Raw genomic sequence first — 14,845 nt, forward strand, 5'->3', positions numbered from 1 at the left:
CAAGGTCGGCGATGATGGCCCGCAGCTGATGCGCGGCCGATCCGCCTTCCAGCCCATAGACCGGACCTTCCGCATTGCTGTTCATAGTCGCCGGATCGTCGCTCAGTATGGTCGATGCGCGCTCGATCGGCGGATTGACGGGGCGGCGTCCACGGCCCTTGCGGGTGGCTGTCGAGATGATGCGCGTAGAGGTGCCGGTCATGGGTACAGAATCGCTTGAAAAGGTCTTGGCGGTTGCGGCCAGTTGAATACAGGGCTCTAAAGGTCGCTGGTTGCAAGTTGTGTTTGGAGAATCGGGAATGAAGGGCATTTCGGCCATCCGTGGCCCGATAGCCAGCCTGGCGATGGCGTCTGCGGTCTTGTTGAGCGCGTGCGAGCGTACGCAAGAGGGGCAACAGGATACGACGACGGCGCTTCCAAAGGCCGAGGCGGATCTGAACCCGATTGAGCTTGCCAGCCCGACGCTGGCCCGGATCAAACAGCGTGGCTACCTGATCTGTGGCATCCACGAGAGCCTGTTCGGCTTCTCCTACACCGACAATCGCGGCAATTGGCGGGGGTTCGACGTTGATTTCTGTCGCGCGACGGCGGCAGCGATCTTTGGGCGCGCCGATGCCGTGCGTTTTGTGCCCCTGTCGTCGGCCAACCGTTTCGCGGCGGTAAAAGATGGCCGCGTGGACGTTCTGTGGCGCAATTCATCGTGGACGATGAGCCGTGACTCCGATGGTGAACTGACGTTCGCCGGAATCAACTATTACGATGGTCAGGGCTTTTTGGTCCGCCGTTCGCTTAATCTTTCGAGCGCGACGGAACTCAACGGCGCGCGTATCTGCGTTCACTCAAACTCGACGAACGAGTTGAATGCCGAAGATTATTTCCGAACACACCAAATTGAATTCAAACCTGTCATCCTTCCGAACGAGGAAGCGGCCCGCCAGACATATGCTCGTGAAGGTTGTGACGCGCTAACGGGCGATGTCTCCGCCTTGGCCGCAGCACGCAGCCTGATGACCGACCCGAAACAGCATGTTGTGCTGCCTGAAGTCATCTCGAAAGAACCTCTCGGACCGGTCGTTAGGGCGGGTGATGAGCGGTGGGCGGCGATTGTCCGCTGGACCCTGAACGCCTTGATTTCTGCGGAAGAATTGGGGGTTACAGCCGACACCGCCAAGAAGATCAAAGAGGGTGAGGGCAGTGCCGATGTGCAACGCCTACTTGGGTATGAGGGCGAGTTCGGTCCTAGACTGGGTTTGAACCGCGAATGGGCCCGCGATGCCATCGCGGCAAGTGGTAACTATGGCGAGATTTTTGAGCGTAACATCGGTTTGCAATCGACCCTCGGGCTGGAACGCGGGCTGAACGCGCAATGGAACGCGCCAGAGAGTGGCTTGATTTACGGCTTGCCTATCCGCTAGGCGGCGTATTCCAGTTTTGTAAGGGGGATTTATGGATCAGGCTAAGAAACGCGGCCTTCCGCTTCACGTCCTGATGTTGATCGGCTTTGTGGTCGGTCTCGCAGGCGGTCTTATCGTCAACTACACGGTTGGCGGCGATACCGCTTGGGTCCAGTGGGTCACCCAGAACGTCACTGGGCCGCTTGGTCAGATCTTCCTGCGCCTGCTGTTCATGCTGGTGCTGCCGTTGCTGTTCTCGGCGCTCGTGGTGGGCGTGGCCGAGATGGGCGACCTGAAGGCGCTGGGGCGTGCGGGCATCAAGAGCCTGCTGTTTACGATTTTCGTGTCGGCCATCGCGGTTGGCATCGGTCTGGCAATGGTCAACCTGTTCCACCCGGGTTCGGGTGTTGATCAAGCCGTTGCCGCTCAGCTTCTCGAGCAGGGCAAGGCCGGCGCGGCCAGCATCGTCGAGAATGCCAAGGCGGGCACGACGGGTACCAACTTCTTCGTTGAACTGATCCCGACCAACGTCTTCAAGGCCGCTGCCGAGAACGACATCCTGCCGGTCATGGTCTTCGCCATGCTGTTCGGCATCGGCGTGGTGATGGTGCGTTCGCGCGCCACAGCATCGATGATGCACACCATCGAAGGGCTGTTCGAAGTGATGATGAAGCTGATCGGCCTCGTCATCAAACTGGCACCGTTCGCCATCGCCTGCCTGATGTTCAACCTGTCGGCCATCTTCGGCTTCGACCTGCTGATCCGTCTGGCGGCGTTTGTCGGCGTGGCCGTCGGTGCTATGGCGATCCACATGTTCGTGGTCTATCCGCTGCTGGTTTGGACCATGGGCGGTATGTCGCCGGTAAAGTTCTTCACCAGCATCCGTGAAGCGGTTGTGATCTCGTTCTCGACGGCTTCGTCGAACGCCTCGCTGCCGGTATCGCTGCGCGTTGCCGAAGAACAGCTGGGCCTGCCGCGCAAAATCGCCCGCTTCGTCCTGACTGTCGGCGCTACGGCCAACCAGAATGGTACCGCCCTGTTCGAAGGCGTGACGGTCCTGTTCCTGGCGCAGTTCTTCAACATCGACCTGACCATCGGTCAGCAGTTCGTTGTGATGCTGATCTGTATCCTGGGCGGCGTCGGCACCGCTGGCGTTCCGGGTGGTTCGCTGCCGGTCGTGGCCATGATCCTCGGTATCGTCGGCGTTCCGGTCGAAGGTATCGGCCTGATCCTCGGCGTCGACCGCTTCCTCGACATGTGCCGCACCACGCTGAACGTGACGGGCGATCTGGTTGTCGCCACCGTCGTGTCGCGCGGTGAGGAAGACACGCCGGACGAGCCGTCGGGCGATGTGGAAGCTGCGGCTACGGCCTAAGGCTTACGGTTCGATGGGGGTGTCCTCGCGGCTCCCCCATTCGGTCCAAGATCCGTCATAAAGCCGCGATGGCTTACCCAACAGTTCCAGCCCGAGGGTCAGGATCGCAGCGGTAACGCCGGAACCACAGCTCGTAATGACGGGACGATCGAATTCGACACCGATCTCTTTGAAGGCGGCCTCCAATGCGGAGCCGCCTTTTATTGTGCCGTCCGCGTTGAGCAGATTGCCGAACGGCAAATTAAGTGCGCCCGGCATGTGGCCACCGCGAACGCCTGCACGCGGCTCGGGCACCTGTGCGTTGAAACGGGGCGCGCTACGGGCATCGATGATCTGGGTATCGGTGCCAAGGGCGGCCAACACATCGTTGATGTCCGCAACAGCCTCCGCATTGAACGATGGATCAAACGAAACACCATCGCGAGGGTGGGCCTTGCCCGTCTCAACCGGATGGCCATCAGCCTGCCATTTCGGCAGGCCGCCATCCAGAACCTGCACCCGGTGCGCGCCAAAGACGCGAAACAGCCACCACATGCGCGCCGCCGAGAACAAACCCTGTGTGTCATAGACGACAATGTGGTCATCACGGCCGATCCCTGCGGCACCCACCGTGGCCGCAAAAGCCGCTGCCTGCGGCAGGGTGTGGGGCAGGGGCGACGTTTCATCCGAAACGTCATCGATATCGATGAAGACGGCACCCGGTATATGGGCTTTCTCGAAATCGGCCCGCGCGTCGCGGTTATCCATCCACCAGCTGGCGTCGACGATCCGCAGATCGTCATTGTCGATAATGGCCGCCAACTCGGCAGCGGTGATAACGGGCGAGATCGAACGGGTCATGTCTCGTCTGGTAACACGAGTTCGCCGCGCGTTTGAAATCCTTGTGTCAGAGTGGTCACCAAAGGTGAGCGCGTGATAACTTGCGTTCCAATCAGAGAATCGCCACCTATCGGCTAACTCTACTGCGCAGGACGTGCGCTAAATCGTGATTGAAGGTTTCGCCGTGACTCAACCCAACTCTGTCATCACCCTGTCCGACGGTCTTGCAAAGCCGGTCGTCATCGGGGGCGGCAATCGCATCGTCTTTATCGCTGGCCCCTGCCAGATGGAAAGCCGTGAGCATGCGCTGATGACGGCGAACCGCCTGAAGGAAATCGGCGACCGTCTGAACGTCGGCATCATCTACAAGACCAGCTTCGACAAGGCCAACCGCACCAGCGCCACGGCGGCGCGGGGTATCGGCTTTGAAGCGGCCATGCCGATCTTCAAGGAAATCCGCGAAACCGTCGGCCTGCCGACCCTGACGGACGTCCACTCCGAAGCCCAGTGTGAGGCCGTGGCTCCGTACGTGGACGTGCTTCAGATTCCGGCCTTCCTGTGCCGTCAAACCGATCTGTTGCTGGCTGCAGCCAAGACGGGCAAGGCGATCAACGTCAAGAAGGGCCAGTTCCTCGCCCCTTGGGACATGAAGAATGTCATCGCCAAGATCACCGGCGCGGGCAACCCGAATGTCATGGCGTGCGAGCGCGGTGCCTCGTTCGGCTACAACACCCTTGTTAGCGACATGCGCGCCCTGCCGGAAATGAAGGCTATCGGCTGCCCTGTCGTGTTCGACGCGACCCACAGCGTCCAACAGCCGGGCGGTCAGGGCACGTCCTCGGGCGGCCAGCGCCAGTTCGTTCCGGTTCTGGGCCGTGCGGCTGTGGCCGTGGGCGTGGACGCTGTCTTCATGGAAACCCACGAAGATCCGGACAATGCGCCGTCGGACGGCCCGAACATGGTTCCGCTGGACCGTTTCGAGGCTCTGGCTGCCGAACTGATCGCGTTCGACGATCTGGCAATCAAGATCGGCGCCAAGGGACCTGTGGCCTGAGCCGCAGGAATCCGCTAGTTCGGCATGATGGCTGAACGCTCATTTGATCTCGCGCAGCTCCAGACCCTGTTGGAGCGCATCAAGAGCATGAAGGTCGCCTGTGTGGGCGACCTGATGCTTGACCGTTTTGTGTATGGCGAGGTCAGCCGAATATCGCCCGAAGCGCCGATACCGGTGCTCAAGACCCGTCGCTCGGTCGCTATGCCGGGCGGCGTGGGCAATGTCGCGCGTAACATCGCCGCCATGGGGGCGACGGCGCGGCTCGGTGCTGTGGCTGGCCGCGACAATGCGGGCAAGGAATTGGCCGAGCTGATTGCTGGCGATCCGCGCATCGAAGACCTGCTGTCGCGCCCCGAGGGGGCTGAGACCATCGTCAAGACGCGGTTCGTCTCGTCCGGCCAGCAACTGCTGCGTCTGGATGAAGAGGCGGCACCGCATTCCGGCTATGCCGACACGGCGGTGTTCGAGAGTGTCGCCGCTATCCTGATCTCCGATTATGCAAAGGGCGTCGTCGATGACGGCCTGATCCAGTCCGCATTGGCGGCAGGTGCCGCTACGGGTGCGCCTGTGGTGGTCGATCCCAAGGGGACCGACTTCGCCCGCTATGGCGCGGTGGACCTGATCAAGCCGAACGCCAGCGAACTGGCGGGTGCCACCGGATTACCCGTCGGCACGGACGAAGAAATTGAAGTCGCACTGAAGGCCCTGCTGGATACGACCGCGGTTAAGGCGGTCGTGGTTACCCGCGCGGGCAAGGGCATGTCGATGGTCCGACGCGGCGAAGCGGTCGTCCATTTCCCGGGCCGCGCACACGAAGTGTTCGACGTGTCGGGCGCGGGTGATACGGCTATGGCCGCGCTGGGTCTGGCTCTGGGGGCAGGGCTTCCGCTTGAGGGCGCGGTTCAGTTTGCACTGCTAGCGTCGGGCGTTGTTGTCGGCAAGGCAGGCACGGCGGTCGTCACGCCTCAAGAGTTGTTGGCCGAAGAAGGTGCCGACGGTGACGGCGAATTCGTCAACGGCCTTTCCGATTGGGACGCTTTGGCGGAACAGGTCAGCCGCTGGCAGGCCGATGGGTTGAAGGTCGGCTTCACCAATGGCTGCTTCGACATCCTGCACCGTGGCCACGTGGCCTATCTCGCGCAGGCGCGGCGATGGTGTGACCGACTAGTGGTCGCACTAAATACGGATGCTTCGGTGAGCGCTTTGAAAGGCCCGACCCGTCCGCTGAACAATCTGGACAGCCGCGCCGCCGTGATCGGTGCCTTGGCCAGTGTTGATGGCGTGACCTACTTCGGTGAACAAACGCCGCTGGAGCTGATCAAGCGACTGCGTCCGGATGTGCTGATCAAGGGTGCCGACTACACCAAGGAACAGGTCGTCGGCGCTGCCGAGGTCGAAAGCTGGGGCGGGGAAGTCCGTCTGGCGAGTTTTGAAGACGGCTATTCCACGACCAAGACGATTGAAAAGATGAAGACTGCTTCGGAGGCGTCGAAATGATCCCGCGCATGATCGTGGTGACCGGTGGAGCAGGCTTTATCGGGTCCAACATCGTCGCCAACCTTTGCGAGAGCGGCGCATGGGACGTGGTTGTTTGCGATCGTCTGGAAACGGCTGACCTTGGCAAGTGGAAGAACATAGCCAAGCACCCGATTGCCGATTTCTGGGAACCGGAAGAGATGTTCGAGCAGCTGGAGCGCCACGCTGATCGCATCGAAGCCGTCATCCACATGGGCGCGATTTCCTCGACGACCGAGCCGGACGCCGAGTTGATCATGCGCACGAACTACACCCTGTCGCGTGACGTCTGGGATTGGTGCTCGCTGCGTAATGTGCGCATGATATATGCGTCGTCAGCGGCAACCTATGGCGACGGCGAGCAAGGGTTCGATGATGCTGACGATCTTGAGAGCCTGTCTCAGCTTCGTCCGTTAAATGCATACGGTTATTCAAAATTTTTCTTCGACCAATACGCCGTGCGGCAGGCCGAGCGCGATCAGGCACCGCCCCAATGGGTGGGGCTGAAATTCTTCAACGTCTACGGTCCGAACGAAGAGCATAAGGGCTCGATGAAGTCGGTCATCGCCCAAATCTGGCCCAAGGTGGCGGCTGGGGACGCCGTCAGTCTGTTTAAGTCGCACCGTCAGGGCTACGAAGACGGCGGTCAGTTGCGCGATTTTGTGTACGTTGGCGATATCGTCGCCATCATCGACTGGCTGCTGCTGCGCAGCGATATCAGCGGCGTGTTCAACGCCGGATCGGGCAAGGCCCGTTCGTTTGCCGATCTTGCCAAGGCAACCTTTACGGCGGCCGGCAAGGAACCGCAGATCAACTATATTGACATGCCCGAGGCCATTCGCGATCGCTACCAGTACTTCACGGAAGCGCGCATGGAGCGCCTGCGTGCGCTTGGCTATGATCGCCCCTCGACCGACCTCGAGGAAGGCGTCCGTCTCTACGTCCAGAACTATCTGTCCAAACCTGATCCTTATCGCTGACGCGCGGGAGACCTCTGTTGAAGCACTGGTTTCGATGGACGATATTCGGCATTGTAATCACGCTGCTTTTGGCGGCGGCGGTTTGGCGCGGGGATATCCTGCGCTCGCTGCTCGACCCTGAGGTTCCGTTCCAGACCTATACGCCGCCGCCTGCGCCCGATTATGCCTCCCCAAAGGCATGGGCGTTGAACGACGCGCGCATATCGGGGGCAAAGAATGCGTCCGTCTTCTTCCTGCATTCCACCACCTTTGACGGTGGCAAGGAATGGAATGGCCCGATCGGCGATCCCAAGGCTGATGCCTATCTGCACAAGATCGTCCTGCCGAATTTCGCGGGGCCGTTCGCACCCTTGGGCGTGGTCAGTGCGCCGCTTTATCGGCAGGGCAGCCTCTATAGCCGCCTGACCTTGCGTGACGATGCCCGTGAAGCTCGCGCCTTCGCATACGGCGATGTCGAGAAGGCATTTGACGCATGGCTGGCCCGCCATCCCGACGGCCCGATCATTCTGGCGGGGGCCGAGCAGGGCGGTGAACTGCTGGCGCGGCTGGTCCGTGACCGCGTATCGACCGATCCGGCCCTCAAAGAACGACTGGTGGCGGCCTATATCACCGACGCCATCATCCCGGTTGATGGCACGGGCTTGCCGGTTTGCCATCAACGCGCCGACACGGGCTGTCTGGTCGCTTGGTCGATGGTGGAGGAAGGCACGACGGGCGTGATTACGCGGCGTCTGCGCCGCGCCCTTTATTGGGACGATAAGGGCCGCCTGACGGAATCCGGCAACCGTCCGGTCGTATGCGTCAATCCGGTGACTGGCTCGGACGGTGAGGAAAAGGTCGAGGCGCGTCGCCATCTGGGCGCGGCCAATGCGGCTGGGCTGGAGTGGAACGTGCGTCCTGCCTTCATCGACCGCGTGGTCGAGACCCAGTGCCGCAACGGCTTCCTGCGTCACACGGCCATCAAGAGCGAGTCCTTCCGCGAGCAACGCTCATGGACCGACCGCCGCAAGGCCAAGCCGTATAATCTGTTCTATGCGGACACGACGGCGGATGCGATGGCGCGGCTGGAGGCGTGGGAAAAGCAGAAAGCCACCGGTTTTCGACCTTAACCCCCAGACGGATGTGGAAGTGGGCTAGACTTCTGCGTCCGTATCTCCGATTCGAAATCGTATGACCGTTCACACCACTCCGCCGAATGGCGGCCGCATCGTTGAAGAACCGATGGCCGAGGCGCTGTCGCGCCGCTATCTGGCCTACGCGCTGTCGACGATTACCAACCGTGCGCTGCCGGATGTGCGTGACGGGTTCAAGCCCGTTCACCGCCGCATCATGTACGCCATGCACCAGATGCGCCTGAACCCGCAGTCTGCGGCGCGCAAATGCGCCAAGGTGGTGGGTGAGGTCATGGGTGGCTACCACCCGCACGGTGACGCCTCGATCTATGAAGCCCTGGTCCGTCTGGCTCAGGACTTTGCTCAGCGTTATCCACTGGTGGACGGTCAGGGTAACTTTGGCAATATCGACGGCGATAGCGCCGCGGCGATGCGTTACACCGAATGCAAGCTGACGCCCGCCGCCGTTCTGCTGCTGGAAGGGATAGATCAGGACGCAGTTGATTTCCGCCCGACCTATGACGATCAGGACGAAGAGCCGGTTGTTCTGCCTGCCGGTTTCCCGAACCTGTTAGCCAACGGTTCGTCGGGCATCGCCGTGGGTATGGCGACCTCGATCCCGCCGCATAACGTGGGCGAACTGATCGACGCCTGCCAGCTGCTGCTGGACAAGCCGGAAGCCAATACCGATGAACTGATGCAGTTCGTGCCGGGGCCGGACTTCCCGACGGGCGGTGTTTCGGTCGAGGGCGCGGCATCCATCCGCGAAGCCTATGAGACGGGCCGTGGTGGTGTGCGCGTCCGTGCCAAGTGGGAGACCGAGGACCTCGGTCGCGGCGTCTGGCGCGTGGTCATCACCGAGATCCCGTATCAGGTGCAAAAGTCCAAGCTGATCGAACAGCTGGCCGACCTGATCGAGAACAAGAAGGCACCTCTGCTGGCCGATGTGCGCGATGAATCGGCGGAAGACATCCGCCTGATCCTCGAGCCGAAGAACCGCACGATCGAGCCGGAAATGATGATGGAGAGCCTGTTCAAGCTCTCCGATCTGGAAGCCCGCTTCCCGATCAATATGAACGTGCTGGATGCCACGGGCACGCCGCGCGTCATGGGGCTCAAGGAATGTCTCAAGGCCTTCCTCGATTACCGCCGCGAAGTTCTGAACCGCCGCTCGCAATGGCGCATCGAAAAGATCGAAAAGCGTCTGCACCTGTTGGAAGGTCTGCGGATCGCGTTCCTGAACCTCGACGAGGTTATTCGCATCATCCGCGAGGACGAGCATCCCAAGGCGACCCTGATCGCGCGCTTCAACCTGACGGAAGTTCAGGCCGACTTCATTCTCGACACCCGACTGCGCCAGTTGGCCCGTCTGGAAGAGATGGTCATCACCGAAGAATACAACAAGCTTCAGGAAGAGCTGGACGGCCTCAAGGCTCTGACCTCGTCTGAGGCCAAGCAGTGGAAGGCCATCGGCAAGGAACTGCAGGCCGTTCGCAAGGCCATGCTGTCGCCGCGCCGTACGGTTATGGCGGACGCTGTCGACACCTCGGCCTTCGTTGCGCCGGAAGCCTTCATCCCGCGTGAAGCCATCACCGTCATCCTGTCGGAACGTGGCTGGATCCGCGCGGCCAAGGGCAAGGTGGACGATCCGTCCGAACTGAAGTTCAAGGAAGGTGACAAGCTGGCCTTCCTGGTGCCTGCCTATACGACCGACAAGCTGCTGATCGGGGCATCGGATGGCCGTATCTTTACGGTCGGTGCTGACAAGCTGGCGTCGGGCCGTGGCCATGGCGAGCCGCTGCGTCTGATGATCGACCTTGATGAAAAGGCCGATATTATCAATGTCGTGGCGCACGAACCTAATGCAAAGCTTCTGGTCGCATCCACGGCAGGCTACGGCTTTGTAGCACCGGAGAATGATCTTCTGGCCCAGAAGCGCGGCGGCAAGCAGGTCCTAAACGGCGAGATGAAGGCCATGCTCCGCGTCAATGGCGACCACGTTGTGACCATTGGCGAGAACATCAAGACTCTGATCTTCCCGATTGCCGAACTGCCTGAAATGGGCCGCGGCAAGGGCGTGAAGCTGCAGAACTACAAGCAGGGCGGCCTGTCCGACATCGCTGTGTTCAACGCCGAAACCGGTCCGGAATGGGTCGATGGCGGTGGCCGCAAACGCAAGTGGGACGACTGGCGTGATTGGCTCGGCAAACGCGCCGGTGCCGGTCGTCAGGGACCGCGCGGAATGCGTAAGTTCCGCTAAAGCTATACTGCGGGCTCTTCTGTCTATTTTGTCATTTTAATTCGACGGATAGAGCCCGCATAATCCCCGCCATCTCATGAGCATGGAGGGGTCTATGTTGCCCTTGATCATCTTTATCGCCATCGTCGCCATTATGGGCTTCATGGTCGTTGGGGCTTACAATCGTCTGGTAAAGCTGGATCAAGCGGCCAACCAGTCGTTCGCCGATATCGACGTCCAGCTGAAGCAACGTCAGGACCTGATCCCGAACCTCGTCGAGACGGTCAAAGGCTATGCGGAACACGAAAAAGGTACGCTGGACGCGGTAACCCAAGCCCGCGCCGCTGCTGCGGGTGCGCGTACCCTTGATGACAAGGTTCAGGCCGAGAACATGCTGACGGGTGCGCTGGGCCGCCTGTTTGCGGTGTCCGAGGCCTATCCGGACCTCAAGGCGAACACCAACTTCCAGCAACTCCAATCCGAACTGTCGGATATCGAGAACAAGCTGGCCGCCGCGCGCCGCTTCTTCAACAACTCGATCAACGAGTTCAACGCCGCACGTCGCCAGTTTCCGACCATTCTGTTCGCGGGCATGTTCGGCTTTGGCTCGGACAAGGCCTTCTTTGATGTGGTGTCGGCAGAGCGTGCTGCACTGAACGAAGCGCCTCCCTCGGTGAAGTTCTAAGCCCTATGATCGCTTTCGGCCCCGCCGTCGGTATCAAGACCTTTATCTGGCAGAACAATACCCGTTCGGCACTGCTGCTGGCCGGATTTCCGGTTCTGCTCGTGATGCTGGTTTTTGCCGTCCATGTGCTGGCCTTGGGCAGCGGCCTTGTCGGCTCGACTGGCGGGACGCTGGGCGACGATCTGGCGCTCGCGGGGCGCAACACGGTGGCCAGTATCCCGCTGGCCGTCGTGGTGTCCTTGGTGTGGTTCGTCGTGGCCTATTTCGGGCATCAGGCGATGATCGACACGATCACAGGCGCGAAGAAGGTGTCCCGCGCCGTAGAGCCGGAACTCTATAACCTGCTCGAAAACCTCTGTATCTCGCGCGGCATTACCATGCCGTCGCTCCGGATCATCGAAAGTCCCGCGCTGAACGCCTATGCGTCCGGCCTGCGTGATGGCCAGTATTCGGTGACGGTCACGCGCGGGCTCATGAAAACGCTCGACCGCGATGAGCTGGAATGTGTGCTGGCGCACGAACTGACCCACGTCCTGAACCGCGACGTTCGGACCATGGTGATCGCCTCTATCTTTGCGGGCATCATCAGTGTGGTTGCCGAACTCATCTTTCGCGCCATGTTCCACACCCGCGGCGGTAACCGCAGCAAAAATGCGGTGCCGCTGATGCTGATCGGGCTGGCTATCGGTGTCGTGGGTTATGGGCTGGCGTTCCTGATCCGGATGTCGCTGTCGCGGACGCGGGAATATGTGGCCGACGCAGGTGCGGTTGAACTGACGAAGAACCCCGACGCCATGATTTCGGCCCTACGGAAGGTGTCGGGCCATTCCTCTATCGAAGCGCCAGAGGAACTGCGCGGTATGTTTCTGGATAATACCGCGGACAGCAGCGGCTTTGCTGGACTGTTCGCGACTCATCCTCCGATCGAGCGCCGTATCGCTGCATTGATCGAGTTTTCGGGTGGGCGGGATTACGTTCCCTATCAGGCCGGACCGACGACCAGCGTGCCGACGACCTAGTCGTTGGAAAGTGGTTGCCAGCCGAACAGGGTCAAGCCCTCCAGCGGCTGATACTGGGCCTTGTAGTCCATGGTCTTCGCGCCCTGAACCCAATAGCCCAGATACAGATAGGGCAGGTTGATCCGCGACGACTGGTAGAGGTGATCCAGCACCGCATAGCGACCAAGGCTGCGCTTGCTCAGGTTCGGGTCATAGGCGCTGTAAACCATCGACAGGCCGTCCGATAGCAAGTCGACCAAGGTGAATGCGACCAGGCGACCTGCCTCGGCATGGTCAGGGCCGAGGCGATATTCGGCCACATGGGTCCGGACATTGGTGTCCTCGACCATGGTGACGAAATCTTCCTCGCCCATATCGTTCATACCGCCATCAGGGTGGCGTGCCGCGAGATAGGTCTTGAGAAGCGCGTACTGCTCTTCTGTCGCGACCGGATCGACGATACGGCGGTCCAGATCGCGATTGCGGTTTATGATCTTGCGGTCGGTCCGGTTGTGGACGTAGCGATCGACCGGAATACGCACCGACACACAGGCCGCGCATTTCTCGCATGCGGGCCGATAGGCAATGTTCTGGCTGCGGCGGAAACCGGCGTGGGACAGCGAGTCGTTGACCGCTGCACCGCTGTCGAAGGGAAGGTGGGCAAACACCTTCTTCTCCATACGGTCCGGCAGATAGGCGCAGGGCGATTCAGCCGTCACATAAAAGCGCAGCTGGCGGGTAGGGACGTGCTCCGTCATCACCTTCCCTCGCCAATCTGTGCAACCGCTTGGATCATGGCTGTAAGTTTGGCCCCAAAGGCGATTTCTGCAAGCGGGGCCAAGGTCGGATTACAAGCTGGTGTCGCGCGGCAGGACCGGAGCCTCGCGCAGCAGCACGATGGCGATGCGGCGGTTGCCGGCCAGCGACGGATCATCGGGATACAGCGGATCGGACCCTGCCTTGCCCGCCACCGAATAGATGCGGTCGGCGTTCACGCCTGCGGACTGAAGCACCTGACGCGAGGCATCGGCACGCGATGCGGACAGCGGCCAGTCGCCCGGCGCGCTGGCGCGGTTTGAACCCGCGACCGAGCTGGTGTGGCCGGAAATGGTGATGCGGTTGGGTAGGCGGTTGATCACGCGAGCCACGGCACGCAGCAGGGTTTGTGCGCGGGCGTTCGGACGCGCCGACCCGCTTTCAAACATCGAACGGCCTTCCTGATCGACCAGCTGGATGCGCAGACCTTCCGGCGTCTGGTCGATGATCAGCTGTTTGGACAGTTCGGCCAGTTCCGGCATGGACTGCATGGCCTGACGCAGGGATTCAGCGGCGCTGGCGAAGTCAGCGGCTTCGCGACGGGCAATCTCTGCCCGCAGGGCCGATTCACTGGCCGCGCCCAGATCGGACGACTGGCCGGCGGCTTCGGGTGATTCCGGTGACGGCGGTGCTAGCTGTTCGATAATGGTGTTCGACCCTGCGCCCTTGGCACCTTCGTCGTCGCCCAGCGACGTACCGCCCAGCAGACCGCCGGAGCCGGAGCTGGTCGCGGAAACCGACGACGGCGCAAAATATTCGGCGATGCCGCGCTTTTGCTCCGGATCGGTCGTGTTGATCAGCCACATCAGCAGGAAGAAGGCCATCATAGCGGTCACGAAGTCAGCATAGGCCACCTTCCACGCGCCACCGTGGTGGCCGTGCCCCTGCACCTTTTTGACCTTTTTGATCAGGATGGGGCGGTCGCTCTGCGCCATTATTCCGAAACCTTAACCTTATGGGTCAGGCTTAATCTCACGACGGGCGTTAAGAAGCGGTTGTCTTTTGGCGGACTTGCTGCGCGAAGCGGTACGGCCTAGTCAGGGGATGTGACCGGATTGTCTGACGTTTCTGCTGATTTTGACCCACGCGCCTATCGACGGGCGCTGGGCGGCTTTGCCACGGGCGTATGCGTGGTAACGGCGCATACCGCCGATGGCCCCTTGGGCATCACGGTGAACTCCTTCACCTCGGTGTCGCTGGATCCGCCGCTTGTGCTGTGGTGCATGGATATCAAGTCGGACCGCCACGATGCCTTCAAGGGCGCTGAGCGTTTTGCGGTCCACATGTTGCCGGTTGAGGACAAGGCCATGTCCGACCGCTTCGCGTGGGGCGTGGCACGTCTGGATGAGACGGAGTTCGACACCACCAATCCGGCCCCGCCGCGCCTTCGCAATGCGGTGACCCGTCTGGAATGCGAAACCCACCAGCAGATGGTGCTGGGCGACCACTTGGTTATCGTGGGTCGTGTGATGTCGTTTGAAACCCGACCGGGTGATGCGCTGACCTATTTTCGCGGTCAGTACGGAACGGCGCCCGATCCCGCCGCCTGAGGCGACGGGATCGGGCGGTAAGCCGTGATTATGCGCCCAGCTTGCGGGCGGCTTCTGGGGCGAAATAGCTGATGATGCCGCTGGCACCGGCGCGCTTGAAGGCGTGCAGGCTTTCCAGAATGACGCGATTTTCGTCCAGCCAGCCATTGGCGATAGCGGCCTTCATCATCGCGTACTCACCCGACACCTGATAGGCGAAGGTCTCCTCATACAGCGTGGAATCCAGCGCAATTCGGGCAATGTGGCACAGCTCATGCGCCAGAAGCTCCTGGCGCCTGTAGATGAACCACTGATCGCGCTCACGGAAG

At 61.1% G+C, this 14,845-nt stretch carries 13 protein-coding genes and 2 pseudogenes; 10 read left to right on the forward strand and 5 right to left on the reverse strand.

What is annotated here, in order from left to right; genetic code table 11:
• Positions 1–202: pseudogene (locus tag Q0Y42_RS12790) on the reverse strand (cystathionine beta-lyase); the annotation flags it as partial.
• 97 nt (positions 203–299) lie between these two features.
• Here Q0Y42_RS12790 and Q0Y42_RS12795 point away from each other — a divergent pair.
• Together Q0Y42_RS12795 and Q0Y42_RS12800 are read left to right on the forward strand one after the other, a co-directional pair.
• Positions 300–1,415 carry an amino acid ABC transporter substrate-binding protein gene (locus Q0Y42_RS12795; RefSeq protein ID WP_297804373.1) on the forward strand — a complete coding sequence of 372 codons (1,116 nt, stop codon included), beginning with the start codon at positions 300–302 and terminating at the stop codon, positions 1,413–1,415.
• Positions 1,416–1,446: 31 nt separating this feature from the next.
• Entirely contained in the window at positions 1,447–2,769 is a 1,323-nt protein-coding gene (locus Q0Y42_RS12800) for a dicarboxylate/amino acid:cation symporter (RefSeq protein WP_297804375.1), read from the forward strand.
• A gap of 3 nt (positions 2,770–2,772) precedes the next feature.
• Here Q0Y42_RS12800 and sseA read toward each other — a convergent pair whose 3' ends face one another.
• The gene (gene sseA / locus Q0Y42_RS12805; protein WP_297804377.1) at positions 2,773–3,609 is read right to left on the reverse strand and encodes a 3-mercaptopyruvate sulfurtransferase; all 837 of its coding nucleotides are present in this window, start codon (positions 3,607–3,609) and stop codon (positions 2,773–2,775) included.
• A 163-nt stretch (positions 3,610–3,772) separates the two neighbouring features.
• Here sseA and kdsA point away from each other — a divergent pair, with 163 nt between their 5' ends.
• The 7 genes from kdsA to Q0Y42_RS12840 all read left to right on the forward strand — a co-directional run bounded on the left by kdsA (position 3,773) and on the right by Q0Y42_RS12840 (position 12,192).
• Positions 3,773–4,642: a 3-deoxy-8-phosphooctulonate synthase gene (kdsA, locus tag Q0Y42_RS12810; RefSeq protein ID WP_297804379.1), complete on the forward strand. Its 870-nt coding sequence runs from the start codon at positions 3,773–3,775 to the stop codon at positions 4,640–4,642.
• Positions 4,643–4,729: 87 nt separating this feature from the next.
• A complete protein-coding gene (gene rfaE2, locus Q0Y42_RS12815) occupies positions 4,730–6,139 on the forward strand; it encodes a D-glycero-beta-D-manno-heptose 1-phosphate adenylyltransferase (RefSeq protein WP_297804404.1) in 1,410 nt (469 codons plus the stop codon).
• Complete coding sequence (gene rfaD, locus Q0Y42_RS12820) at positions 6,136–7,137, forward strand: ADP-glyceromanno-heptose 6-epimerase (RefSeq protein ID WP_297804382.1); 1,002 nt, start codon at positions 6,136–6,138, stop codon at positions 7,135–7,137. Before rfaE2 ends, rfaD begins: the two co-directional genes overlap by 4 nt.
• Before the next feature lie 17 nt (positions 7,138–7,154).
• Entirely contained in the window at positions 7,155–8,246 is a 1,092-nt protein-coding gene (locus Q0Y42_RS12825; protein ID WP_297804385.1) for a DUF3089 domain-containing protein, read from the forward strand.
• A 61-nt stretch (positions 8,247–8,307) separates the two neighbouring features.
• Positions 8,308–10,509: a DNA topoisomerase IV subunit A gene (parC, locus tag Q0Y42_RS12830; RefSeq protein ID WP_297804388.1), complete on the forward strand. Its 2,202-nt coding sequence runs from the start codon at positions 8,308–8,310 to the stop codon at positions 10,507–10,509.
• Between the two features lie 94 nt (positions 10,510–10,603).
• A complete protein-coding gene (locus Q0Y42_RS12835) occupies positions 10,604–11,173 on the forward strand; it encodes a LemA family protein (protein WP_297804391.1) in 570 nt (189 codons plus the stop codon).
• Positions 11,174–11,178: 5 nt separating this feature from the next.
• Positions 11,179–12,192 (forward strand): M48 family metallopeptidase, encoded by a 1,014-nt coding sequence (locus tag Q0Y42_RS12840; RefSeq protein ID WP_297804394.1) that lies wholly within the window; start codon positions 11,179–11,181, stop codon positions 12,190–12,192.
• On the opposite strand, the gene Q0Y42_RS12845 is transcribed toward Q0Y42_RS12840, so the two are convergent.
• Both Q0Y42_RS12845 and Q0Y42_RS12850 read right to left on the reverse strand, forming a co-directional pair.
• Complete coding sequence (locus tag Q0Y42_RS12845) at positions 12,189–12,929, reverse strand: arginyltransferase (RefSeq protein WP_297804397.1); 741 nt, start codon at positions 12,927–12,929, stop codon at positions 12,189–12,191. The two genes, Q0Y42_RS12840 and Q0Y42_RS12845, sit on opposite strands and share 4 nt — an antisense overlap.
• 90 nt (positions 12,930–13,019) lie before the next feature.
• Positions 13,020–13,922 carry a flagellar motor protein MotB gene (locus tag Q0Y42_RS12850; protein WP_297804399.1) on the reverse strand — a complete coding sequence of 301 codons (903 nt, stop codon included), beginning with the start codon at positions 13,920–13,922 and terminating at the stop codon, positions 13,020–13,022.
• Positions 13,923–14,042: 120 nt separating this feature from the next.
• Here Q0Y42_RS12850 and Q0Y42_RS12855 point away from each other — a divergent pair, with 120 nt between their 5' ends.
• Entirely contained in the window at positions 14,043–14,537 is a 495-nt protein-coding gene (locus Q0Y42_RS12855; protein ID WP_297804402.1) for a flavin reductase family protein, read from the forward strand.
• 28 nt (positions 14,538–14,565) lie between these two features.
• Here the strand turns inward: Q0Y42_RS12855 and Q0Y42_RS12860 are convergent.
• A pseudogene (locus Q0Y42_RS12860) lies at positions 14,566–14,845 on the reverse strand (hypothetical protein); the annotation flags it as partial.

It is taken from the genome of uncultured Brevundimonas sp. (genome assembly GCF_947305955.1).
In the GTDB taxonomy this organism is placed as follows: domain Bacteria; phylum Pseudomonadota; class Alphaproteobacteria; order Caulobacterales; family Caulobacteraceae; genus Brevundimonas.

Coding starts and splice junctions, on each gene's coding strand:
- Q0Y42_RS12795 (WP_297804373.1), top strand. CDS start 300: ATGAAGGGCATTTCGGCCATCCGTGGCCCGATAGCCAGCCTGGCGATG.
- Q0Y42_RS12800 (WP_297804375.1), top strand. CDS start 1,447: ATGGATCAGGCTAAGAAACGCGGCCTTCCGCTTCACGTCCTGATGTTG.
- sseA (WP_297804377.1), bottom strand. CDS start 3,609: ATGACCCGTTCGATCTCGCCCGTTATCACCGCTGCCGAGTTGGCGGCC.
- rfaE2 (WP_297804404.1), top strand. CDS start 4,730: ATGAAGGTCGCCTGTGTGGGCGACCTGATGCTTGACCGTTTTGTGTAT.
- rfaD (WP_297804382.1), top strand. CDS start 6,136: ATGATCCCGCGCATGATCGTGGTGACCGGTGGAGCAGGCTTTATCGGG.
- parC (WP_297804388.1), top strand. CDS start 8,308: ATGACCGTTCACACCACTCCGCCGAATGGCGGCCGCATCGTTGAAGAA.
- Q0Y42_RS12835 (WP_297804391.1), top strand. CDS start 10,604: ATGTTGCCCTTGATCATCTTTATCGCCATCGTCGCCATTATGGGCTTC.
- Q0Y42_RS12840 (WP_297804394.1), top strand. CDS start 11,179: ATGATCGCTTTCGGCCCCGCCGTCGGTATCAAGACCTTTATCTGGCAG.
- Q0Y42_RS12845 (WP_297804397.1), bottom strand. CDS start 12,929: ATGACGGAGCACGTCCCTACCCGCCAGCTGCGCTTTTATGTGACGGCT.
- Q0Y42_RS12850 (WP_297804399.1), bottom strand. CDS start 13,922: ATGGCGCAGAGCGACCGCCCCATCCTGATCAAAAAGGTCAAAAAGGTG.